This window comes from Hutsoniella sourekii ATCC 700629, from assembly GCF_000518205.1.
Classification (GTDB): Bacteria; Bacillota; Bacilli; order Lactobacillales; family Aerococcaceae; genus Hutsoniella; species Hutsoniella sourekii.
The window spans coordinates 45,068-69,463 of record NZ_JADD01000012.1; the positions used below are offsets into that span (position 1 = coordinate 45,068).

The window sequence follows — 24,396 nt, forward strand, 5'->3', positions numbered from 1 at the left end:
ACAAGTTTTTATAACTATAAAATAAGAGGATGAGAACTGTGAAGCGATTTTTGAAAAATAACATTCAAATGATAGTATATTTATATTTTCTTCTAAGAGGAAAGGGACGATATTCTGATTTTGATAAGATGAACCGTCTGTCTATAGAAGAGAAAAAAGCTTACCTAGATCAGATGTACTTGGAGAAACTTAATAGGCATATTAATTGGGAATCACCTCAGCGATACACTGAGAAGATCCAGATGAGCAAAATTTATGATGATTCGGAATTAAAAGCTTTATTAAGCGACAAATATATGGTGAAAAAATGGGTCTCTGAGAAAATTGGGAGTGAACATGTCATACAGACTCTCGGCGTTTATAGTGATTTTGATGAAATTGACTTTAAAAAACTTCCTAATCAATTTGTTATGAAAACAAACAATGCTTCTGGGACTAATTTTTTGGTAACTGATAAAGAAAAAATAAATATGAATAATACTAAATATTTATTCAAAAGATGGCTAGAATCTGACAATGGATTAGCGCAATCTTTAGAATTACATTACAGAAAGATACCCCCTAAAATATTAATTGAGGAATATATTTCTGATGGTACAGGTGAGTTAAAGGATTTTAAGTTCCTGTGTTTTGATGGAGAACCTAAATTTTGTTGGGTCGATATTGATCGATATGGAAATCATAAAAGAAATATTTACGATCTTGATTGGAATCTTCAGCCATGGAGTCAAAAAAATTATGGGAATTCAGAATTTAAAATTAAAAAACCACACAATTTTAATGAAATGATTCGTCTTGCCAGAATATTATCAAAAGGTTTTCCTCATGTCAGGGTTGATTTTTATAATGTTGAAGGAAAAATCTATTTTGGTGAAATGACCTTTACTAATGGCAGTGGATTTGAGCCCATTGTACCGGATGAGTATGATTATAAATTAGGAGAATTATGGAGTATCTAAAATAATATATTAGTTTCCATATAAAATGTTCGATGTAATATGTAATATAATAAGTTTTATTACAATGCTAGTCACCATCAAGGAGGTCCCCATGAAAATCACTGTTACCGGTATTGGCTATGTTGGGTTAGCCAATGCAATTCTCTTAGCCCAACACCACCAAGTCACGGCCATTGATGTTCTTCAGGACAAGGTTGACTTATTGAATAGTGGCATTGCCCCGATTGAAGACCGGGAAGTGAGTGAGTTCTTAGCTCGTGGGGGCTTGAACTTGCAGGCGACAACCGATAACCACGAGGTCTATAAGGACACAGATTTCTCGATTATTGCAGCTCCTACTAACTATGACGATGTCACCAACCACTTCGATACGTCAGCTGTGGAGGCAGTGATTGAGGATATATTAGAGTCAGGATCCCAGACGACCATTATCTTGAAGTCCACCTTGCCGGTTGGCTTTACTGAACGAATCAAGGCTAAGTATGATACTGACCGGATTATCTTCTCGCCGGAATTCTTGCGTGAAGGTAAGGCTCTCTATGATAACTTGTACCCAAGTCGGATTGTGGTAGGTGATAAGGGTGAAGCTGCCCGTCAATTCGCTGACTTGATGGTCGAAGGGGCTAAGAAGTCGGATATTGATGTTCTCTTCACGGAGCCCACGGAAGCTGAAGCGATTAAGCTCTTCTCTAATACTTATCTGGCCTTGCGGATTGCCTTCTTTAATGAGTTGGATACTTATGCGACCGTTAAGGGCTTGGATTCGCGGGCGATTATAGAAGGGATTGGTCTTGATCCTCGGATTGGGTCCCATTACAACAACCCATCCTTTGGATATGGCGGTTACTGTCTGCCTAAGGATACCAAGCAAATGTTGGCCAACTACCAGGATGTACCGCAGAACTTGATTGAAGCCATTGTCTCCTCCAACCGGACGCGCAAGGACTTCATCGCCAGTGAGGTCTTGAAGCAAGAACCCAAGCGGGTGGGAATCTACCGCCTAACTATGAAGGCCGATTCCGACAACTTCCGCCAATCCGCGATTCAAGGAATCATCGAACGCTTACGAGGCAAGGGTGTGGACTTGGTGATCTATGAGCCGACCTTAAAGGCGGCAGAATTCGACGGCGTACCTGTTGAAGCGGATCTTAAATGCTTTAAAGACCAAGCCGATGTTATCCTAGCCAACCGCTGGGAAGAAGACCTAGCTGATGTCAAGGATAAGGTTTATACGAGGGATATCTTTGGGGAGAATTAAGAAACAAGAATAGAGGTACCCAGCAGACGTAATGGTACGACTGCTGGGTGTTTTACTAATTTATAGCGGTATTTTTTCCAATCGTTCGCCTTTTGAATCCCGCTAGCCATGTGGTTTTCACAAGGCTTTTTCTTTTTGTACGTGATGTAAGCATTTACATTGTTAAGAGAGCATTTAATCCGGGCTTTAGCTGTGCTAAAATAGGCGAGGACAATTAAAGAGGGGGATATCATGTTTTTTGAAGAACAGTTTGACCGAGTTCGTGAATTGACGATGGCGATTTTTGACCATCCGGAATTAGGTTATCAAGAGTTTGGAACCAGAGACCGGATCAAGGACTACTTGTTGAGTCTCGATCCTGGTCTTGAGATTCAAGACTTCTCGACCACTGGGATGCGGGTGGACTTGAATTCAGGTGCTGACCAGACCTTAGCTTTCGTCGCGGAGTTGGATGCCTTGATTCAACCATCCCACTTCCAAGCCGATAGCCAGACTGGGGCGGCCCATGCTTGTGGTCACTTCACCCAGATGGGGATTGCGGTGGCACTGTTTAGCTACTTGCTGGCTGATGACCATTACCGGGATTATGATTTTAACTTTGCTTTTGTCTTCGTGCCGGCGGAAGAGTACATCGACTTGGACTACCGTCAAGGCTTGATTGACCAAGGTAAGGTTAATTATTTTGGCGGGAAGCCCGAGGCTATGCGTCTAGGCGTCTTCGATGATGTCGACTTGGTGATCTGTACCCATTCAATTGGTGAGGAGCCGAATAAGACGGTTGAGATTAATTGCGACTTGGCGGGCTTCTTGTATAAGTACTATACCTTTAAGGGTAAGGCTTCGCATGCGGGGTGGGATCCTTTTAGCGGGGTGAATGCCTACTCCATGTCGACCTTGTTCAATACGGGCTTGGGCTTGATGCGTCAGCAGATTCGCGAGGACTTGTATGTGCGGATGAACCCGATTCTGATGGGTGGGTCTATGTCAACCAATGTGATTCCGGAGGAAGTGCGGATTGGAACGGACTTGCGGACAGTCTCAGTGGACTATATGAAGGAAGTGGCTGACCGGATGGACCATGTAGCTCAAGGAGCGGCCTTAGCCCTGGGCGGTCAGGTAGAAGTGACCACTCAGATGGGTTACTTGCCTTTTGTGCAAGATCGCTACCTGTCGACCTTTGTCCAAGAAGCCTTTGACAATCAGTCTACGGTCAAGGAGATCATCAATGATCGCGGCGCGGTAGCAGCGGCTGGTGATGTGGGGGACTTGTCCTTCATGCGTCCGACCATTCAGATTTCTTATGGTGGCTTTGACGGAACCATTCATGGGGCTGATTTCCGCATGGTGGATGATTTCTTTGTCTTGGTGGAGTTCCCAGCCTTCTTGGTTCAAGTCTTGGACTTGATGAAGGGGAACTTGGACCCAGATAAGCTTTATAAACGGTCTTATGAAGACTATGCTGCTTACTTGGCAACATTAAATTAAGAATTAGAGGAGAAATGATGAAGAATAAGCATTTTATTTATTTAATTGGCTTTGTCTTGTTGGTTATTTTCCTAGCGGAAATGATTGGCTTCCAAGCGATTGAGATTGGTAGCTTCAAGATTGCGATCCTGCCTTTGGTCTTTGCGGTCGCCTTGGCCATTCTAGGAGCCGTGCCATTGTGGCGTAAGGGGATCTTCCAGAAGATCTATAGTGACGCTAATGTGGAGTTCGCTGCGCGCAACTTGATGTTGATCATGTTGCCTTTGATGGCTTATTATGGTGCCAATGTGGCCCCACAAATTCGTGAAATCTTGTCTGTTGGTTGGGTCTTTTTGCTGCAAGAGATTGGGAACTTGGGTACGATTCTTTTCGGTCTGCCGGTGGCCTTGGCCTTGGGCTTGAAGCGAGAAGCGATTGGAGCAACGCTTGGTATTAGCCGGGAAGGTGAGCTGGCTTATATTACTGAGAAGTATACCTTGGAGTCCCCAGAAGGGCGTGGGGTCCTATCGATGTACTTGATTGGGACCTTGTTTGGTTCGATTTTCTTTAGTTTATTTGCGCCGATGTTGTTGAACTTCGGCTTTGATGTGCGGGCCTTGGGAATGGCAGCCGGTATGGGGTCTTCTTCCATGATGACGGCGGCCGCTTCTTCTGTGGCAGCGATTGTTCCTGAACAAGCTGAGACCATTATGGCCTACGCTTCTGCCAGTCAGTTGTTGACGAGTTTCTTGGGAACTTATACCATGGTCTTCCTAGCGGTGCCATTGCAACGTTTCTTCTATAATCTACTAACCCGAGGTGATAATTATGACCGATAAATTCATGCACAACCGTTATGTGAAGATGGGCGCTGTCGTCAGCTTGAGTCTGGCTTGTATTCTCTTCACCCAATTCGTGAAGCTCTTGAAAAATCCTGAGTCAACGCCAATTACCGGCATGACCTTGGTGGGCTTGGTTTGCTTGTTAGCCTTTAGCTTGCTGGGAGTCTGGGTGTCCGATCTGTCTAAGAAGATTGACAACAAATATGTCCAAGACTTCCCAATCTTAGGCTGGGTGTCAATTGTATCCATTATCTTCTGCCTCTTGAGCCCTTTTGTCGTAGAAGCCATCCAATCGGTTGACTTCCTGGCCATCACCACCACCATCCTGGCCTTTGCGGGAATCTCAGTAGCCAATCAATTGGTGGAACTCTCCAAGACTTCTTGGAAGATTCTGATCGTAGCCATCTTCGTCTTTGCCGGCGCCTACACGGTCACCACCATGGTCGCCAACCTAGGCTTACTGATCGCTGGTTAATGCCAATCGATATCAGCTCATGTCATTCAGGCATAAAAAACGACCGTTCAGGCAAGAATGCCCCCTGAAATTATCAGAGCTGATATAATATAGTTAGGGATCAAGGAAAGCCAACCAATCAGACTAGTAATTCCTTTTGAAATATGTGTAAATGATACATTTCTAATAGTCGATTAGGGCAGGGTTGGCCCCATCCCCTTCCAAGAGCCAAGCGCTCTTGACACACAAGCAGACATTCGGGCAAATGTCTGCTTTTTTGTGTGTTTTTTTACTTTTGCGGGACTTGGGGTTGGGTTATCATACACTTCCCGAAGGCAAAGTGTATAGCAATTGTTCGTTATCATACGCTTTGCCAGGTTGAAGTGTATAACAATTGTTCGTTATTATACGCATTACCCAATTGAAGTGTATAGCAATTGATCGTTATTATACGCTTTGCCAGGTTGAAGTGTATGACAATTGATCGTTATTATACGCTTTGCCAGGTTGAAGTGTATGAAAAGTGTTCGTTATTATACGCTTAAGTTTTACGAACCGTATAAAAAGCGGAAATTTCGCTTGGGTGGTCTGTAACTTCTTTTGGTTATATTTGCCTGACTTAACCTTAAGGATATGTCTTTAGAATTAAATTCACGGTCAGGCTTTGAATATTCATAGTATCTGTCACGGTTGCTTCCATGTTGGATTAGATGCTTGCTGAGTGTCGTTTGCACAGTTACTCGACGCACACGTTGCCCTAGGTACTGATGGACTCGGCTCGTGGTTATTATCTGATCTTCTTGTGGGAAAAGCACCGTCAATTCCCTGACGCTGCGAAGAATCAGGTCCTGTTTTTGTTCTTGATGCCCACAGAATAGGCAGGACGTGCTATGGTGTTGTACCTCTATATGAGTGCTGGCACAAGAGGCACAATCTATACCTGTGCTTAGTTTGCACCAATCATCTATCGTTTGCCCGGGGTGATGATAGGGGTTAGTGGTCCTATGCTTGGTAATAAGATTGTTAAAATAAACAAATTCTTGATCGGTCGTTGCCTGTAGATGCTGTTTATTAAGGGAATTTAAGTAGTTTTGCACTCGCGGTCGGGGGATTAATGTGAAGTCTGGTAAATTTGGCAAATCAAAACTTGATTCTTCATGAGTAAAAATCATCACCCCTTCTACTCGCATCTGGTGGCCGACCAATCGTCGCATCGCTTGCATGCGGTCTGTCATGGCTTGCATGATATTACCGCCTAATGGTTGATTTCCTAAGTAATATTGGTGGTCCTTGTAAGTTAAATGTCCGGGATAGTGTTTACACTCCACCACCACACAGCACCCCTTAGCAACTAGTATAAAATCATACTGCCTCAAGCTATCCAAGTTCAGGTTCAGATTATAGTAGACTTGCCACTGTTTGCCTAGCTGTTCTTCTAACCATTCTCCGAGTAACAATTCGCCATAGAAGCCTCTTAGTTGGCGTTGGATTGTCTGCTTTTCTTCGATGGTTAAACGACTTCTCATCCGTCTTAAGACCAAGTCCAGGCGGTCCATTTCATGATTTAGCACGGTGATCCCTCCTCATTATATAAATACACATTTTTTGAAGATATCCATTTTTCTTTGCAAGAAAAAGGCCGGCTTAGTATACTGGAGGCAGTAGACTTAAGGAGGAACGGCATGAGAGAAGAAATGAGAGGCTTAGGGCCGGCGTCTTGGCTATTGATTTTGCGCTTTGTAGCGGGTTATATTAATGTGATGACGGTCTTGAATTATTCCAAGATGCTGGCGGGTCACACCGGGGCCATCTCCCATGCGTCCATCCAGCTGGCCGAAGGGGACTTTACCACCTTCTACCAAATAACGGGTATGACCCTGGCCTTCTTGATCGGTGCTGTCGTATCGGGCTATCTCTACCGGGACAAGGAGTTTCGGCCCCGTCAGCAGCTTTCTTGGGTTTTCTTCATCTTTGGGGCCATCCTCTTGGCCTTCAACCGCCTGCATGAATCGCCGACGGTCTTTTTGAGTTTTGTTGGCTTTGCCTTGGGAATGCAGAATGCTATGCCAACGTATTTCCGGGGGATGTCCGTTAAGACAACAATTCTAACAGGAACCCTAACGGACCTGGGAACGTCCATCGGGCGAATCCTACGCCGACAGCAAGGAGCCAATTGGAAGTTTATCTTCCACCTGGAGAATCTCCTGGCCTTTACGGCCGGTGGGGTGGCGGCGACTTATTTCAAGAATAGCTTGGGTTGGAATACGCTGGCCGTTGGGGGTGCGATCTATGTGGCCCTAGCTGCCTACTTCTACTTCATGCCAACCAGCTGTGTCCAACAAATTCAAGCCAGCCTCAAGTAACATTCATCTGATGAAAAGAGTTTGTAAAGTAAGCTAACAACACTCCCGTCAATACAAATAATAAATTGCAAAGATTTGTAACTTTTTTACGTATAAAAAATAAAAGTTGATAATAGCGAAGGAAACCAAACATTCCCTCAGCAGTAGTTTGAGGACAATTGACGCATAGCTCTCCCTTGCGCCTATGGCGTTTAGGGAGAGCATAGTCAATTAAGCCGGAAGAGCGCTTGCGCTCTGAAGGCGGTCCACTACAGCTGAGGGAATGTTTGGTTTTTGAAGCATTTTATAGTTCTATTTTAACTTATCTTACATTGATGTTTTTTATTATTCTGGACTTCGCAACCAGTGGTTGGGACGGACTTCACGCCAGACACCCGGTCCAGAAGCCAGCTGACTCTCATCAAGGATAATGCGCTGGTGATTCTGCTCGTAGTCTGGATCCGGCAGTGGAATGGCGGACAAGAGACTTTGAGTATAGGGATGGCTGGGGTGCTCGTAGAGTTCATCTGAACTAGCGAGTTCAACCAAGCGTCCTTGGTGCATGATGCCAATCCGGTCGCTGAAGTAGCGGACCATGGACAGGTCATGGGCGATAAAGAGGTAGGTTAAGTTGAATTCATCTTGTAAGTCATCCAGCAAGTTAATAATTTGAGCTTGGATGGAGACGTCCAGGGCTGAGATGGGTTCGTCAGCCACGATAAACTTCGGCTTAACCGCCAGCGCCCGGGCAATACCTATCCGTTGCCGTTGGCCACCTGAGAATTCGTGAGGGTAGCGGTTGGCATGGTCCTTATTCAAGCCGACCGTCTCTAGCAGTCGGTCCACTTCTTGATCAATGGCCTGCTTGCCGGAGGCAATACCATGGACCTTAATTCCTTCAGCGATAATATCCCGCACCTTCATGCGAGGATTCAAGGAAGCATAAGGGTCCTGGAAGATCATCTGGACATCCTTATTGAAACGCCGTCGGTCCTTCAAAGTTTGAATCTGGTCGATGGCCTGCCCTTCAAAATAAATCCGGCCCCCGGTTGGCTCTAGTAGCTTGACGATACTGCGACCGATGGTAGACTTACCCGAACCGGATTCACCAACAAGACCAAAGGTCTCTCCCGGATAGATGGCAAAGGAGACATTCTCGACCGCTTGCACTTCCTTGGCCGTCCCCTTGTTGTAGTAAATTTGGACTTGGTCTAATTCCACCAAGGCTTCTCCAGGGGTCTGGCCATTCAATGGTTTAGTCATGGTTTCTCGCCTCCTTTTCCTTGAGATGTGGGTGGTTAAATTGCTGGTAACGCTCTAAGATTGGCTGAGGCGGTGTGACTTCCGGCGCTTGGGGATGCAAGAGCCAGGTGGCTGCATAATGGTCGGGTCCCACTTGGAATAGAGGGGGTTGTTGCTGGAAGTCGATGGCTAAGGCATAAGGATTGCGGACAGCAAAGGCATCACCAACAGGCGGTTGGGTCAGATCGGGCGGACTACCCGGAATGGAAATCAGCTTATCCTTGGTATCAGGCGTAGGCATAGATGCCAAAAGCCCCCAAGTGTAAGGGTGTTGCGGGTGGTAATAAATATCCCGGACACCGCCGATTTCAACAATTTGGCCGGCATACATGACGGCTACCCGGTCAGCTACCTTAGCGACCACACCTAAGTCATGGGTGATGAAGATAATGGCCATTTGCTTTTCGGCCTGGATCTTCTCTAAGAGTTCAATGATTTGGGCTTGGATGGTCACATCGAGGGCGGTTGTCGGTTCGTCTGCGATCAGGATTTCCGGGTCCCCCGCCAAGGCAATAGCAATAACAATCCGCTGTCTCTGCCCTCCAGAGAACTGGTGGGGATATTGGCCCAATCGGTCAGCTGGGTTCTTGAAGCCACATAAGCTAAGGAGCTCAATGGTCTCTTCCAAGGCCTGGTCCTTACTCATGCCACGTTGCTTGGTCAAGACTTCCATAATCTGGTCACCAATGGTGAGGGTAGGGTTCAAGGAAGTCATCGGATCTTGGAAGATCATGGCAATTTGCGAGCCACGGATCTTTTGCATCTGCTTGGCTGATTTATCTAAGAGATTATCACCCTTGAAGAAAATCTCGCCACTTTTGACAAGAGCGTTGGGAGCTAGTAAGCCCATGATTGACCGCACGGTGACCGTCTTGCCACTGCCGGATTCTCCGACGATGGCCAAGGTTTCCCCAGCTCGTAGGTCGAAGGAGATATCGCGAATGGCGTGGACGGTGCCGGTATAAGCTTGGAAATCAATCTGTAAATTTCTTACTTCTAGTAATGTTTCACTCATCTAATCACCTACTCTTCTGTACGCGGATCAAAGGCATCGCGCAAGCCATCTGCCAACAAGTTAAAAGACAACATGAGAATAGAGATCACCGCTGCCGGGTACCACATCAAGTGTGGCAGGAAGCGGAAGGTCTGGTAGCCGTCGTTGATCAAGGTTCCTAGTGAAGCTGCAGGGGCAGGAATGCCAATCCCGATGAAGCTTAAGAAGGCCTCGAAGAAGATAGCCGAAGGCAGGGCGAACATCATTTGCACGATGATGATCCCAACCATATTGGGGAGAATGTGCTGAGTCATAATCTTAACCGGATGCTGGCCCAAGACACGGGCAGCCAGTACATATTCTTGATTCTTGAGTCTGAGCGTCTGGGCCCTGACCACCCGGGACATAGTAATCCAGGAAGTGAGGGCGATGGTAATGATGATCGAGGTGATACCTGGCTTAAGAACCAAGAGCATCAAGACCACGATTACCAGATTAGGTACCCCAGACATAATCTCAAGTACCCGCTGCATAAAGGTATCAACCTTACCTCCCATCCAGCCAGAAATCGATCCATATAAGATACCAAAGACCAGGTTGATCAATACTGCTATAAAGGCCACCAAGAGTGAGATCCGTGTCCCATAGAGTATCCGTGACAAGAGATCACGGCCTAGACTATCTGTTCCTAGATAATAATAGGTATCACTGGGAACATTGGCTTGTTGATAAGCGTCGTAGACTCGTCCGCCACGGTTCTCCGCTAGACCATTAAAGAGCGGGATACTCTCCAGACCCGGGATCTTGGGTGGCAAGTTGGCGTGGGCGGGATTTTGCGCGTAAGGGTCAGCCGGGGCCAATTGCGGAGCAAAGAGAGCCGCTAAGACAATCAGGATGACCACAAAGAGGGAGATCATGGCTCCCTTATTCTGACGGAGTCGCCGCCAAGAGTCTTGTAGGAAGTTCAAGGATTCGCCGTGAATCGCTTCTTGTTCTTCATGATGGTCTTGTTTTTCTAGTTGAAATGCCTGAGGATCGATAGGACCCATGGACTGGAGGAGGTCGCGGTTGTATTCAGATTCATAATAGGTCTGTTTCATCTTATTCCTCCTTCATTCTAAGTCTTGGGTCAACAATGCCGTAGAGAATATCAACAATCAAGATAATAACCACCAAGAAGGTTGAATACATAATAGTAATACCCATAATGGTCGGATAATCGTTGACCAGAATCGACTTGGTGAATTGCTCACCGATCCCTGGGATCGAGAAGATCTGCTCGACTACAAGAGAGCCGGTCATCAAGCTAGCTGTGAGAGGTCCCAAGATGGTCAACAAGGGGATTAGGGCATTTCTCAAGGCATGCTTGAAGATAATATAGATCTTACTGAAGCCCTTTGCCTTGGCTAATTCGATGTAATGACTGTTCAACACTTCGATCATCTCCGTTCGGATAAAGCGCGCCGATTCGGCCATCGGTTGAATCGATAAGGCCAAGGTCGGAAGAATGGTTGATAAGAATCCCTCCCGCCAGAAGGCGATCGGCAAGACTTCCAACCAGACCGCGAAGACAAACTGCAAGATCACAGCAAAGACAAAGTTAGGTACCGACCGGCCACTAATGGCAAAGATAGAGGTAAAGGTATCAATCCAAGTGTTGCGGTAGACAGCAGATAAGATACCTAGCAAGGTTCCCACCACCGTTCCTAAAGCCATCGCCTGTAGTCCTAGCTGGATCGAAGGCCCAGCCCGGTCTGCGATAATCTGGGTCACCGGTAGGTTATTGAATTGGAAGGAGACGCCCAAGTCCCCCCTGAGAACATTGGCTAAGTAGTTGATATATTGCTGGAAGATGGGCTGGTTGAGGCCGTACTTCTCATTTAAGAGTTCTAATTGTCGATCCGTTAGCAAGTCCTGGTTGGCAAATGGCGTTCCTGGAAGCAATTGCAACAAGAGAAAGGTAACGGAAATGATAATAAATAGCGTCAAAACCATGTATAAGATTCGTTTAGCTAAATATTTTGCATAAGATTGCATGGGATCACCTCATTTTTCTAGTATCATTACCATTATACGCAAATTTCAAAGAGCCTCCAAACTTGAGGCTCAATAGGGCCGGATAGCTGGGGAACCTAGGCCCACGCCCCCCGAGCAGGAGCCAGAAGCAAGCCCCACACCCGTCTCAACTAATGCAAAAACCGCCAGATAACTGGCGGTTTAAGGCTAAAACAGCTTATTCAGCCGTGCGGTAAGTGTTACGTAAGTTCATGGTCCGACCGAATGGCAACACTTCAAATCCTTCTACATTTGGATTTAACAAGTAACTAGTCGCTCCTTGGTAGAGTGAAGTCGCATAGCCATCTTCTCCGACAGCCTTCGCTTCAGCATCAATAAGAGCTTGACGACGCGCTTGTGGGTCGTTAGCCAATTCCGTGCGGGCCTTTTGGATGAGTTGGTCGACTTCTTCATTTGAGTAGTCACCAAAGTTAATGCCGCCATCGGTTTCGAATTGTTCCACAAAGTTCATGGCATCTTGGTAATCAGGTGACCAAGTACCATAATAGAAGTCAAAGTCTAAGTTACGTTGGAATTCCAAACGGTTCTGTAATGGAACGGAGCGGATAGTAATCGTTAAGCCCGGTAAGTTCTCTTGCAATTGAGCTTGAAGGTATTCAGCAGTACGACCAGATAGGTCAACGTCTGATACAAGTAATTCAAGGCTAATCTCATCTTGTCCTAGCTCTTTCTTGGCTTGTTCCCAATCTTTTTGGGCTTGTTCAACGTTGTAAGCAAGAACAGGTCCAGCTTGTTCACGGAAGTCTCCTTCTTCATTGACATCGAAGCCTTGTGGGACAAAGCCGTCTAATGGAGTGGAGCCATCCTGAATAACAGAAGCAGCGTAGAGCTCCTTGTCAAACGCTTGGCCAATGGCCCGGCGAAGAGCAGCATTGCTAGTCGTCTCACGGGTATCATTGAACATGATATAACCGATCATGGCTTTTGGTAGGGAATGGAAGTCTTCAGCTCCTTGATACTGGGTGACGAATTGGTCTGTTAGAATCGTATAGTCTAACTCACCAGCGTCATAGAGGTCTGCGCCTGTTCCCGTTTCCTTAACTACAGAGACGCGAGCATTGTCTAAGTAGACATGGTCAGCATCCCAGTAGTCTGCATTCTTCTCAAGCGTCCATTCTAATTCAGTCCCGGTCCAACCATTTAACTTGAAGGGACCATTGGTTACAATCGTGTCAGCCGAGGTTCCGTATGTGTCCCCTTGTTCTTCCGCAGTGGCCTTATGAACAGGCATGAAGCGGGAGCCAGTTAGTAACTTAGGCAGGTAAGGGGCCGGGTATTCTAATTCGATCTCTAAGGTCTTGTCATCGATGGCCTTGACACCGAGTTGGTCTAATTCCATCTCGCCGTTACGAATTGCCTTAGCATTCTTGAAGACTTCAACAGAAGAAGAAGAGTTCTGCCCTGTTGGGTCCACTAGGCGTTGATAGCTATAGACAAAATCCTCCGCTGTAACTGGGTCGCCATTAGACCACTTGATGTTGTCGCGCAACTTGAAGGTATAGCGCAAGCCATCTTCACTGACATCGGCAGATTCCGCTTGGCCAAGTTCCACTTCGGTTCCACTTGAGACGCGGTAGAGTCCTTCAAAGATCTGACCAATCATATCTGAACTTGGAGTGTCATTGTATAAGGCAGAGTCAAGGGTAGCTAACTCACCAATCGTCATCATGCGGAAGGTCTGTTCCACATTAGGATCAATCTCTACTTCTTGGGCTGATCCTACCACTGGAGCCACCGCTACTTGCAAGGCGGCGGCTAGGGCAAGAGTCCCTTTAGCAAATTTCTTTAACATATACTTATCACCTTTTTCTTTGGTATTAGACTTATCATAAGCGATAGCGATGGGCAAAAGCAACTCAGACGACTTGATGAGTATTTGAATGTGAACAATGTTTGTGTCTAGCCGGATCCACCGGCAAGAGATTCTAGCTTGCCCACCGGACAGGTGTAAGTTACAATGAGAGTAATTGATAGATAGGCAGAAAGAAGGATCAGGATGAAAGCAATATACGGGATGACACGAGCTAAGTTAACGGATTGGGTGCTTGAACAAGGCCATAAGAGTTACCGAGCTGAGCAGATTTGGCAGTGGTTATATATCAAGCGGGTGGACAGCTTCCAGGCGATGACCAACCTGCCTCAAGACTTATTGGGACAGTTGGAGGAGACTTTTACCTTTAATCCCTTGAAGACCATAGTGGTTCAGCAAGCTGAGGATAAGACTACCAAATTCTTGTTTGAGCTTGAGGATAAGATGTTAATTGAGACGGTCTTGATGTACCATAACTATGGTCTATCTGTCTGTGTGACCACGCAAATTGGTTGCGATATTGGATGCAAGTTCTGTGCTTCTGGTTTGATTCCCAAGCAACGAGACCTAGAAGCTGGCGAGATTATGGCCCAGCTTATGTTTATCCAGCGTCACCTGGACCAGGAAGGCTTGGACGAGCGGGTGTCTCATATTGTAGTAATGGGAATCGGTGAGCCTTTTGATAACTACGATAATGTTATGGACTTTATTCGGATAGCTAATGACCAGAAGGGCTTGAATATTGGGGCTCGTCGGATTACAGTCTCTACAAGTGGTCTGGCTCCGATGATCAAGAAGTATGCCCAGGAAGCGATCCCTACCAACCTGGCCGTCTCCTTACATGCTCCCAATGATCAAGTGCGTTCTTATATTATGCGGATTAATAATAAGTACCCCATGTCAGAATTATTTGAAGCCATCTACGAGTATATTGATGTCACCAACCGCCGAGTCACCTTTGAATATATTATGATTGATGGTGTCAACGATCAGCCGGAACATGCTCAAGAGCTAGCCGACTTGATTCAGCCGATGAAGAAGTTGGCCTATGTTAACCTGATTCCTTACAACCCGGTTGCTGAGAATCCCTTCCGTCGGAGTGAACTGGAAGCTATTGAAGAATTCTTTGATATCTTGATGCAAAATGATATTAACTGTGTGGTCCGTCGGGAACATGGAACTGAGATCGATGCAGCTTGTGGCCAATTGCGTAGTCAACACATGAAGGAAAAACGGGCCAAACTCTCACCCCAAGAGCGAGAAGCTAGACGAAAAGCGCGTCAAGAAGAGCGCCAAGCCAGACGTCAAGCGCGACTTGCCAGAGAAGACCTAGCCCAGTAAATCATAAGGAGCCAGCCATGAAATTCTTACACTTATCAGATGCCCACATTAAGTGGGACTATCAAGCTGATTATAAGCCTTTGGGCTTGGATGTGAACCCTCATGAAGTCTTTCGGGACTTTCTTGCCAATTATAATTATGATGCGATTGATTTTGTCTTGATGAGTGGGGATATGATTGGCGGTGGGCGCCCGGAGGACTATCAAGCCTTCAAGGAGATTATGGACAGCCAGCTGCCAAGTGACCTGCCCGTCTATTACTGTCTAGGCAACCACGACAAAAAAGCTGCCTTCCGCCAAGTTATCCTTGAAACGGAAGCCAGTGCTGCGCCTTACTATTATCAAGCGGACTTTGCCGGTTACCGGCTCTTGGTCTTGGATACCGGTGGCGAAGACCGCCATCACGGGGAACTAGACCCCGACCAAGAAGCCTGGTTGATAGAAAGGCTACAAGAAGAGTCTGCTGGGGGTCAGGGAACCCTGATCTTCCAGCACCACCCGATTGGACTAGCCTGGGGAGAGCTTGACCCGGAGATGGTCGTATCCGACCGAGTGCTTGAGGCCCTGGAGGCCAGTGACGTCCTAGCTATCTTCACGGGTCACCTGCACGAAAACCGCCACAGCCGAGTTGCTGGTGTGCCCCAGCATACGGCGGCTTCCTTGGCCTTCGGTATTAGCGAGCGGGACGGGGAATCCTGGTTCTGTAACAAGTTAGGTTATTCCCTGGTAACCGTTTGTGGCCAGCAAGTGGACGTCTTCACTGAAACACTCTGGCCCCAACCCACCTACTCTTCAATTAAGATGTCCGACCCTTATTAATCAGAAAAGTTAATCATTACGAAGAAAACATTCCCTCAGCAGTAGTTTTAGGACAATTGAGCCGGAAGAGCGTTGCTGGAGTTCTTGTCACTTTAGTGACTTAGAAATCCAGTACGCATCGCGCGCTCTGAAGGCGGTCCACTACCGCTGAGGGAATGTTTGTTTTTGTGGCCTATCTTAATTTATCTGATCGGCTCGATTCTTGATACTCGTTACAAGCGTTCCAAGTAGTCTACCTTGTCGAAGGTGGCAATATTAGAGACAGCGACGATCAAGTCCCCAGCTTGGAAGGTGTAGTTGAAGCCGAAGTTAGTGTTTAAGGCTTCGCCACGCTTTTTGCGGAGGCCGATAATGTTAAGGTCATACTTATTGCGCAAGTCCAATTCATCAATCTCACGACCTAGCCATTGGTCTGGAACCTGGAATTCAACGATCGCAGTCTCATCGTCCAGGTTAATCATATCCTCGATGGTTTGCCGACTGAGAATATCACCGAGGTGGTGGCCCATCTCTTGTTCGGGTAGGATGACATGGTCGACACCTAGAGCTCGAAGAGCCTTAGCTGATCGTTGGTCTTTGGTCTTGCAGATAATCTTAGGTACTTGTAATTCTTGGGCGTTGAGGACTCCGAGGATGGCCGCTTCAAGATTGGCTCCCGTTCCGATGACAATCACATCACAGTTACTGAAACCTGTCTCCCGCATAAAGTCCAAGTCCGTAAAGTTACCGATAGCTCCAATGGTCAGGCAATCATCCAATTCGTTGACATGGTCCGCCATAATATCACAACCAATAACTTCCAAGCCGTAACTAGACAAGCGGCGGGCTAGGGCAGCCCCAAATAGCCCCAGCCCCAAAATACCAATAATTCTTTTTTTGTTCATTAATCTTCTTCCTATCCTATTATTATTTCTGTGCTGGTATATTCAACATCATAAGTAGCGCGGCGTCGACCTCTCAAGCTTAATAGGAGGGTCATTGGCCCAATTCGTCCGGTAAACATTAAGGCCATCAAGACAAAGTGGCTGGCTTGGGATAATTCCGGCGTTAAGCCTGCCGAAACACCAACAGTAGCTAGTGCTGAGATCGCTTCAAACAATAGATACAGATAATTCTGATGCGAGTCGAAGCTAAGCAGGAGTCCGGATCCCAGTAAGAGCAAGCTGACATAGGCCAGGCTAATCACAAAGGCACTGCGAACAGTCTCGCCTGGGATGGTATGATGGTCAAAGGAGACATAACGAGACTGACGAATCTCTCTAACTGCTAACATAATAGTCAAGGCAAAGGTGGTCACCTTCAAGCCACCAGCGGTCCCACCGGCTCCTCCACCAATAAACATGGTCACCACGAAGATCAACAAGCTCACGGGATGAGCCTTTGTGTAATCTACCGAGGCAAAGCCGGCGGTCCGCATGGTAATTGTTTGAAAGAAGGAGGCCATAATCTTATCTGGCCAGGACAAGTAACCCAGGGTACCAGGATTATTCCACTCCACTAACAAGAAGAGACTCGCGCCGATGAGAATAATCAAGCTGGTGACGAGGGCCACTAACTTGGTGTGAGGTCTTAAGTGGCGCAGGTAGTACCGCCAATCAGCCCCCTTTCTTCTGTGTTGGTAGCTGGAGATCTGGTCGGCGATATCGAACCACACGCTAAAGCCAATCCCACCCAGAACAATCAGGGCCATGATGGTCCAATTCAAGACCGGCTGGGTCTGATGGTCAATCAGACTATTATTACCCATCAAGTCAAAGCCAGCATTACAAAAGGCAGAAATAGCGGTAAAGACACTCTGGAACAGCCCCTTAGCCCAACCATAGCGAGGCACAAAAAAACTGGTTAACAAGAGTGCCCCGACGCCTTCAATCACTGCTGTATAGCGAATGATCCGCCCTAGAAAGTCACCGAGATTCATCCGTGAACTACGGTTGAGGGCGTCACCAGTAGCTAGTTGATCCTTGAGATCCAGCTTCTGGCCAATCGAATGGTAGAATGAACCAATAATAGTCATCAGGCCCAAGCCGCCGGTTTGAATCAAGGCTAGCATAACCAACTGGCCGTAGATATTATAAGTATCATGGATAGATTCCGTCCAAAGGCCCGTCACACATACGGCAGATACCGAGATAAATAAATGATCCAAATAGCTGGCGTCGCTAGTTGCCGTATGGCACCAAGGAAGCGATAAGAGTAGCGACCCGGTTAGGATTACTGCCAGAAAGCTGGTGGCAATTTTTTGAGGGGTCGTTAGGTATTGTAAGCCAATCTTCAAGTGATCAGACTCCTTTAATTATTTTGATAATGGACAGATTATAGTCCTATTTTAGCTAGAAAGCTAGTCTATTTTAGACGAATAATTGACAAAAAAGCAAAAACCTCTCCGAAGAGAGGTTGGGAATTATTTGCGGCCCCGACGGCTCATAATCAATAGGCCAGCACCTAAGAGAATGACTGCAGCGGCAGCAAAGATTAAGTAATTAGAAGCTTCACCGGTCTCTGGTAAGTAGCCCTTGGCTTGAGCACTGACGGCTGGATTACTAGCTTGGCTAGTTGTTTGAGATCCAGCTACTTGAAGTTGTACTCGTTGGCCAGCGGCGGTAATGGTCACAATTTGTCCAGCCTTTAATGGTTCTACTTGGACGTGGAATTGACCATTGGCATCCGCTTGGGTGACGTAAGAAGTTGCTGCTAGCACCTGGTTATTAGCTAGGCTAGCTTGAGGATCGGTCACTTCAACAGTTACAGTTGAACCGGCTGGGGCTAGGCCACTGATGTGGGTGGCACCAGGCGTGATCAAGGATGTGACCTTGATGTCTGATGAAGCAATGATCTGAATGCCTTGGTTAGCAGGTACACTGGCCGGGGTTGGGCTTGTGCTTGCCGGATTGCTTGAATGAGGAGTCTCTGTATGACCTGGCTGACTAGAAGTTACTTCTGGCAGACTACTTGTCTGAGAGTGACTCTCATCTGATTGCTCTTTATCGCTGGTTGACTGGCTAGCTGCCACTTCAGGGCGACTAGTGCTGGTAGCCGGTTTGCTTGATTCTTGGCTAGTAGGGCTTGACTCCTGGCTGGAGCTGGATTCTGGACTGGCAGATTCAACCACCTCAGGGCTTAATTGAGATTCATCAGCCGGCTGAGCTTGGTCTTCCTTGCTAGCGGGTTGACTTTCTAGAATTTCTTCAGAAGCAGAGGCCATAACTTCTGGCTGACTCTCGTCTTGATGAGATTCATCAGCAGAACTAGCAGGAGCGCTAGAGGCAGTAACTTCTGATTCTTCATTAGGCAGTGGTTGGGAACTTTCCGAAATATTGATGTTATCAGAAGCTAAGGCTTCCAGATCGGTTACGCTCTCTACTGGTGTAGAAGTGGCTTCAATAGAGGCCAGAGCTTCATCGGGATTAACGGTTAGCTCTGAACTTGCTTGAGAGCTATTTGGGACCTCTTGCCAACCTTGGGAGGAATCCCAGTTTTCCGCTGGCTTGTATTCCACATAAACCAGGTATTTGCCTTCTTCATTTTCTTGGATTATGGCTGATTTAACTTGGTCGTTGGCTCGTGCTTGATTTTGATAAGCTTGAGCTTCCTCGCGGGTATTAAAGAGGGGCGTGGTTGAGTCTTGGGCTTGCACCAAGTCACTGGCTAGCGGTAAGTTGAGGCCTGCTGATAGCAACAAGCTGGAACTGGCTAGCAGTAGAGCGTATTTATAGACTATTTTTTTCATTTTCTACTCCTTTGATTGATTTTATGATTCCTGTCTAATATTAGCATGTTTTTACCTTGAAATCACGCTTTTATTGGGATGGACTGGATCTTTGAGCCTGGTTAAATCTTGTTAAAGATTTGGGCTAGGCGGCGATATGATTGGACGCGGTCTTGATAATCAAAGAGCGGAGCGTAGACCATGATCTCATCAATGCCGTAGGCCTCAATCTCCTGACTGAGAATGCTTTCTACTTGCTTCATGTCTCCCTTGATTAAGAAGCGTTCGCGGTAGGATTTGTCTATTTGTGCTTGTTCGTGTGGGCTAAAGGAATAATCAATCAAGCTCTCAGGATCTTGGACCCGAATCATCTGTCCTTGACGTAGTCGGATTTGGTTGAGTTCGAGCGGTTTGGCTAAGTAATCAGCTTCTTCTGGACTATCACCAACAACAATCATATAAGAGACCATCACGCTAGGCTTCTCAAAGAATTGGCTGGCCTGGAAATTGTCACGGTAAGCTTGGAAGACAGCTGGGTCGGTCGCAATGCCGAAGAACTTAGCGAAGCTATAGCCAAGTCCCATCTGGGCGGCCTTGAGGGCGGATTGACCAGATGAACCTAGCATCCAAGGCTCAGGCAATGTGGCAGTTCCTTGAGGGCTAGCATTAGTTGCCCCGTAGATGCCACTGGCCTTCTTGTCCTCCAGTAGATCGAGAATCACTTGGATCTTACCATATTGATCATCAATTGAGTCTAGGTGTCCTTGGGCCAGGGCGATTATCTCCGCTCGGCCCCCACCTGGCGCTCGGCCTAAGCCTAAGTCAATACGGCCGGGAGCTAAGGTCGTTAGGGTCTTGAAATTTTCAGCTACCTTGAGTGGGGAATAGTTCATCAACATGGTTCCGCCAGTTCCCACGCGAATCTTTTCGCTAATAGCAGCCATGTAGGCTGCCATTAATTCGGGGGAAGAACTGATGTGGTTTGAGACGTTATGATGTTCAGCGAACCAGTAGCGTTTATAATTGAAGCTTTCAACTGCTCTGACAAAGTCTTTCACCTTATCATAAGTTTGTTCGGGTTGGTCTGTAGCGGTCATGGTGGCGAGTTCATGTACACCTAGTTCCATTTAATCTCCTCATTTCTTATCTAGTACTTCTATTATACCATGCCCTTTTAATCGGCCAACTCCTATCTTGGGTCATCTTTACATTAAATTTACTTAGACTTTACATGAAATTTACAATGGCTTGTTATACTTGAACTAGGATACATATGTATTCAAATTCAAAACAAGAATGGAGCTTAACAAATGAAAAAATCTCTCTTAATGACTCTTTGTGCTTCTGTCTTAATGTCAGTAGCGGCCCCAACTGTCGCTCAAGCAGCGCAAGAAGAAGGACAATGGGCAGACCTACCTGTAGTTACTCTAGAAGAAGGGCGAGCATTAACTGAAGATCTAAGCTTAATCAATGAAAACCAAGCCAAATATGTTTTCTTATTTATTGGTGACGGAATGGGTAACATCCCTGTATCAGCAGCGGAATATTACTTAGGACCTGATAATGGCAATGAAGGTAGTGGTGTAGCTAAGGCCCAACCGCTTAACTTCTCACAATTCCCAGTGATCGGTCTTCAAAACCCAACCGATGCGGACCACTATGTGCCGGACTCTGCAGCTACGGCTACTTCATTTGGTAATGGGGTTAAGATTGATTCAAACGTGATTGGTTTAACACCTGGCTTCACGGAGCAGACAGAATCAGTCGCTGAAAAAGCAAAAGCTGACGGTAAGGCAGTTGGTATTCTATCTACTGTAACCTTGAACCACGCGACACCAGCTGCTTTCTATGCGAATGTTGAACACCGTCGTAACTACTACGAGATCGGTGAGCAAATGGCTAAGTCTGACTTTGACTACTTTGCAGGTGGATCGCTAGGCCGTCGTACTGGAGACGATGATGACAAGAAGGACTTATACGAAGTCTTAGAAGAGAACGGTTATACTGTTGCTGAGACTCAAGAAGAGTTTGATGCCATCAATGCCGAAACTGGTAAAGTTTACGCGCCAGCAGCTAGCTTGTCAATTGCAGATGAGTCTTCAATGAAGTATGCGATGGACCGTGATGAAGGTGAACAAACTTTTGCGGATATGGTCTCTAAAGGGATTGACGTTCTAAGTGCTAATGAAGACGGCTTCTTCATGATGGCAGAGTCTGGTAAGATTGACTGGGCCGAACATGCTAATGATGCGGCAGCGACTATTCATGAAGTGATCGACTTCCAGAATGCTATTCAAGAAGCGGTTGACTTCTACTATGAGCATCCAGAAGAAACCTTAATCGTTGTAACAGCAGACCACCCAACAGGCGGATTCACTGTCGGAAACTCTGAGACAGGTTATGATAGCTTCTTCCACTTAATTGACAACCAAAAAGTTTCACAAGAAGAATTCGACGTTATCTTTGATGAAGCAGTTGAAGCGAATCCTGACTTAACTTTTGAAGAATTTGTTCCAGTTCTAGAAGAGAACTTTGGCTTCAAATTTGACTTAGAAGCCAAGGAAGAAGTGAAGACTTACGCTGAATTAGAAGCAGCTGAAGAAGCCGGCGAAGAGGAAGCGGCAACAGATTTAATGTTAGTGACTCCTCATGAATTAGAAGAGTTGAAGTATGCCTTTGACCAATCTAAATTACCTGACAAGGAACGTAATGCTGGTCAAACTGACATTATTAAGGGATACCACTCTTACAAGCCAATCTCAATTGCAGCCACTCGCTTACTTGCCCGTAAAGCAGGTCTAGCCTTTACAACTGTTGACCACTCACCAGAACGTGTACCAGTCTACGCGATTGGATCAGGAGCGGCTATGTTTGAAGGTAACTTCGAGAACAATGACATTGCCTACAAGTTACTAGCAGCCATGGGTCTATACCAAGGAGGAGACACTCAAATTCCTCGTATTGAAGTAACTGGTAAGGTTAGCGGTGAACAAGAAGCAGCTGCTCAAGAAGAAGCAACTAGCGAAGCGTCTCAAGAAGCTGAAGCAGGTTCAGAAGGATCTGTTGACGAAGCTAGCGTATCAACTGAAGAAGTTGAAAGCCAAGCTTCAGAATCAGAAGAATCTTCTGCTTCATAATCGGATCATTTAAGGACCAATAAACACGAGGATCCTTTCCTCGTGTTTTATTTTTATTTACAAGAAGGAGTAACCAATATGAGAAAATGCAAGCAAATTTATCTTATCTTGTTCTTTGCGCTAAGCTTGATCCTGGCTTGCCCTCTGCCAGCCCTGGCTAAACAAGTAGCGGACCTGCCTTTCAGTGGTTACTTTATGCCCTCAGAAGACCATGCGGTTGAAGGCTTGTTGTTTGAAGACAACCAGGTCTATATCTACGTCAAGGATTCCCACCATCATGACGCTGAAGGCAACCAGACTCAGGGGCAAGATTTGCTGGCTCATTTGGAAGAATTACATTCCTTCCCTTATCCCGACCTTAAGAATTACAGTCCACAAGTGCGTGATGTATACTTAGAGGAAGGGAATCTGCCCTATGATTTAAAGGAAGAATACCAAGCCATTACCGACCAGATCCAACCGGACATGTCTCAAGAAGATATCTTGAACTTGATCAATAATCATATCCCAGGCATCTACTATACCCACAAGGATGGCTACCAATACTATATTCTAGCTAGTCCCAGCATCGAAGAAAAAGGGTCCGCTTGGCAGATTCGCTTGTTTGGTCAAGATATTATTGAATTGGAAGAAGAATCAGGGAACTTAGTGGATCAGGAAGGAACCGTCTATGAACGGGTAGACGGCATCAAGCCGAATTAGAAGGAGTGGAAGAGATAGGATGAATAGATTATTTAAACGGAGCTTATTGGCCTTAATGGTTAGCTGGGTCGCATCAAGTCCGGTGCTTGCCCAAGCCCAGGAGCTTAGTCACTTAGACACCGACCACCAGGCGATTGAAGGAGCAGAGTCAGCCGACGACCACCATCACCACCACGGAGCGCGAGCTAATTTTATCCCCGATGAAATTCTCAATCCCGATGATAGCGTCTATCAAGCGCCAGAGGAGGTAGCGGAATATGTAGGCAGCTACCAGGGGCAAGTTGAGATTCCGGAACTATCCAGCCAAGTGCGGGTTATCGTCTCATTGGCTGAAGATGGCTTGTTTAACCTGGCCTATTATTTTGTGAATCCGCCGGAGGAGACCGGTGTTCGCTTCTATGAAGCGGGTGATGGGAAGGTTCATCAACGGGACGCCCTTTATCAGGATTTAGTCGTGATGACAGGGGCTGTCTTACCGGCTGAGGGAGGACTGGGATCGGGTCTGATTCGAAAGACCCTCTCGCCCGTAGTCCTACTAGACCAAAAAGGGCAGGCAGACCGACTCTTCCCTTACTTGGCCTTGGCCTATGACTTGCGTGAGAATTACGCCAATGCTCGCGTCTACCAGAATGTTGGTCTCTACTTTAAGGAGGGCCAAGTCATTGTGGATGTCAATCACTTAATCGGCTTAGACAGTTCACAAGACCATGTGATTGCCCTGGAGGAGATGGGTATTGACCATGAAGATCAATTTCTAGTCGACCAGGCCTCTTTTGAACTGCTACAGGAGAGTTTTGACCAGGATCTCGTTGATCACAATGATTTTCGCTTAGAATTTGAGACGGCCAATGATTTTGTTCAACATGTCTTAGCTATGCACTTGGAAACCAATGCGAGCTTCCCAAAAGAAACGCAAGTTGAAATGATCGATGCCGACAAGGTTGACTTAGGAAACGGGGAGACCGTTCAGTATGCGCTAATGATCAATGAACAGCTACTCTACGCTTATGATGAATCAGGCCAGCTGTATTTAAGTGAAGAACCGAGTCAATCCCAAGGTGTCTACCAAGGTAAGAACTGGATTGTCCGTTAAAGGCAGCTTTGGAAATGAAGCTAGTATAGGAATAAATAGTCGATAAGCTTGAACGGCCCGCATAACTTGGATTCCTGCTTCCAAGTTATGCGGGCCGT

At 46.5% G+C, this 24,396-nt stretch carries 21 protein-coding genes; 11 read left to right on the forward strand and 10 right to left on the reverse strand.

From position 1 onward, the window contains the following. Window positions 1–38 precede the first annotated feature (38 nt). From T408_RS0103330 to T408_RS0103350, 5 genes are all read left to right on the forward strand, one after another. The gene (locus T408_RS0103330) at window positions 39–959 is read left to right on the forward strand and encodes an ATP-grasp fold amidoligase family protein (protein WP_051444767.1); all 921 of its coding nucleotides are present in this window, start codon (window positions 39–41) and stop codon (window positions 957–959) included. A gap of 91 nt (window positions 960–1,050) precedes the next feature. Continuing rightward, window positions 1,051–2,217, forward strand: coding sequence for a nucleotide sugar dehydrogenase (locus T408_RS0103335; protein WP_028118691.1), 1,167 nt, complete (start codon window positions 1,051–1,053; stop codon window positions 2,215–2,217). Between the two features lie 231 nt (window positions 2,218–2,448). Next, window positions 2,449–3,702: a M20/M25/M40 family metallo-hydrolase gene (locus T408_RS0103340; protein WP_028118692.1), complete on the forward strand. Its 1,254-nt coding sequence runs from the start codon at window positions 2,449–2,451 to the stop codon at window positions 3,700–3,702. 14 nt (window positions 3,703–3,716) lie between these two features. Continuing rightward, window positions 3,717–4,520: a DUF3100 domain-containing protein gene (locus T408_RS0103345; RefSeq protein WP_211230825.1), complete on the forward strand. Its 804-nt coding sequence runs from the start codon at window positions 3,717–3,719 to the stop codon at window positions 4,518–4,520. Then, window positions 4,510–4,998, forward strand: a complete 489-nt coding sequence (locus tag T408_RS0103350) for a hypothetical protein (RefSeq protein WP_028118694.1) — start codon at window positions 4,510–4,512, stop codon at window positions 4,996–4,998. The genes T408_RS0103345 and T408_RS0103350 overlap by 11 nt, the downstream gene beginning before the upstream one ends. A gap of 527 nt (window positions 4,999–5,525) precedes the next feature. Here the strand turns inward: T408_RS0103350 and T408_RS0103355 are convergent. After that, window positions 5,526–6,548, reverse strand: coding sequence for a nuclease-related domain-containing protein (locus T408_RS0103355; protein WP_028118695.1), 1,023 nt, complete (start codon window positions 6,546–6,548; stop codon window positions 5,526–5,528). A gap of 111 nt (window positions 6,549–6,659) precedes the next feature. On the opposite strand from T408_RS0103355, the gene T408_RS0103360 reads away from it, so the two are divergent. Continuing rightward, window positions 6,660–7,340, forward strand: coding sequence for a YoaK family protein (locus T408_RS0103360; RefSeq protein WP_028118696.1), 681 nt, complete (start codon window positions 6,660–6,662; stop codon window positions 7,338–7,340). Window positions 7,341–7,664: 324 nt separating this feature from the next. Here T408_RS0103360 and T408_RS10730 read toward each other — a convergent pair whose 3' ends face one another. The 5 genes from T408_RS10730 to T408_RS10740 all read right to left on the reverse strand — a co-directional run bounded on the left by T408_RS10730 (window position 7,665) and on the right by T408_RS10740 (window position 13,483). Next, window positions 7,665–8,582: an ABC transporter ATP-binding protein gene (locus T408_RS10730; protein ID WP_035419978.1), complete on the reverse strand. Its 918-nt coding sequence runs from the start codon at window positions 8,580–8,582 to the stop codon at window positions 7,665–7,667. Beyond that, window positions 8,575–9,636 (reverse strand): ABC transporter ATP-binding protein, encoded by a 1,062-nt coding sequence (locus tag T408_RS10735; RefSeq protein WP_035419981.1) that lies wholly within the window; start codon window positions 9,634–9,636, stop codon window positions 8,575–8,577. Before T408_RS10735 ends, T408_RS10730 begins: the two co-directional genes overlap by 8 nt. Before the next feature lie 8 nt (window positions 9,637–9,644). After that, entirely contained in the window at window positions 9,645–10,664 is a 1,020-nt protein-coding gene (opp3C, locus tag T408_RS0103375; RefSeq protein ID WP_035419991.1) for an oligopeptide ABC transporter permease, read from the reverse strand. Between the two features lie 52 nt (window positions 10,665–10,716). After that, window positions 10,717–11,652 carry an ABC transporter permease gene (locus T408_RS0103380; protein ID WP_028118698.1) on the reverse strand — a complete coding sequence of 312 codons (936 nt, stop codon included), beginning with the start codon at window positions 11,650–11,652 and terminating at the stop codon, window positions 10,717–10,719. 196 nt (window positions 11,653–11,848) lie between these two features. After that, window positions 11,849–13,483, reverse strand: a complete 1,635-nt coding sequence (locus T408_RS10740; protein ID WP_035419983.1) for a peptide ABC transporter substrate-binding protein — start codon at window positions 13,481–13,483, stop codon at window positions 11,849–11,851. 204 nt (window positions 13,484–13,687) lie between these two features. Here T408_RS10740 and rlmN point away from each other — a divergent pair, with 204 nt between their 5' ends. Then, window positions 13,688–14,842, forward strand: coding sequence for a 23S rRNA (adenine(2503)-C(2))-methyltransferase RlmN (rlmN, locus tag T408_RS10745; protein WP_051444768.1), 1,155 nt, complete (start codon window positions 13,688–13,690; stop codon window positions 14,840–14,842). Between the two features lie 17 nt (window positions 14,843–14,859). Next, window positions 14,860–15,660 (forward strand): metallophosphoesterase family protein, encoded by an 801-nt coding sequence (locus T408_RS0103395; protein WP_028118699.1) that lies wholly within the window; start codon window positions 14,860–14,862, stop codon window positions 15,658–15,660. Between the two features lie 212 nt (window positions 15,661–15,872). Here T408_RS0103395 and T408_RS0103400 read toward each other — a convergent pair whose 3' ends face one another. The 4 genes from T408_RS0103400 to T408_RS0103415 form a co-directional block, all read right to left on the reverse strand. Then, entirely contained in the window at window positions 15,873–16,544 is a 672-nt protein-coding gene (locus T408_RS0103400) for a potassium channel family protein (protein WP_028118700.1), read from the reverse strand. An 11-nt stretch (window positions 16,545–16,555) separates the two neighbouring features. Continuing rightward, the gene (locus T408_RS0103405; protein WP_028118701.1) at window positions 16,556–17,935 is read right to left on the reverse strand and encodes a TrkH family potassium uptake protein; all 1,380 of its coding nucleotides are present in this window, start codon (window positions 17,933–17,935) and stop codon (window positions 16,556–16,558) included. A 126-nt stretch (window positions 17,936–18,061) separates the two neighbouring features. Continuing rightward, window positions 18,062–19,387 carry an LPXTG cell wall anchor domain-containing protein gene (locus T408_RS0103410; RefSeq protein WP_028118702.1) on the reverse strand — a complete coding sequence of 442 codons (1,326 nt, stop codon included), beginning with the start codon at window positions 19,385–19,387 and terminating at the stop codon, window positions 18,062–18,064. Window positions 19,388–19,488: 101 nt separating this feature from the next. Next, on the reverse strand, window positions 19,489–20,493 hold the full coding sequence (locus tag T408_RS0103415; RefSeq protein ID WP_028118703.1) for an MsnO8 family LLM class oxidoreductase: 1,005 nt from the start codon (window positions 20,491–20,493) through the stop codon (window positions 19,489–19,491). A 183-nt stretch (window positions 20,494–20,676) separates the two neighbouring features. Between T408_RS0103415 and T408_RS0103420 the strand changes: the two genes are divergently transcribed. The 3 genes from T408_RS0103420 to T408_RS10755 all read left to right on the forward strand — a co-directional run bounded on the left by T408_RS0103420 (window position 20,677) and on the right by T408_RS10755 (window position 24,298). Beyond that, window positions 20,677–22,503, forward strand: a complete 1,827-nt coding sequence (locus T408_RS0103420) for an alkaline phosphatase (protein ID WP_028118704.1) — start codon at window positions 20,677–20,679, stop codon at window positions 22,501–22,503. A 78-nt stretch (window positions 22,504–22,581) separates the two neighbouring features. Then, window positions 22,582–23,205, forward strand: coding sequence for a hypothetical protein (locus T408_RS10750; protein ID WP_051444769.1), 624 nt, complete (start codon window positions 22,582–22,584; stop codon window positions 23,203–23,205). Between the two features lie 19 nt (window positions 23,206–23,224). Further along, a complete protein-coding gene (locus T408_RS10755; RefSeq protein ID WP_051444770.1) occupies window positions 23,225–24,298 on the forward strand; it encodes a hypothetical protein in 1,074 nt (357 codons plus the stop codon). Window positions 24,299–24,396 lie beyond the last annotated feature (98 nt).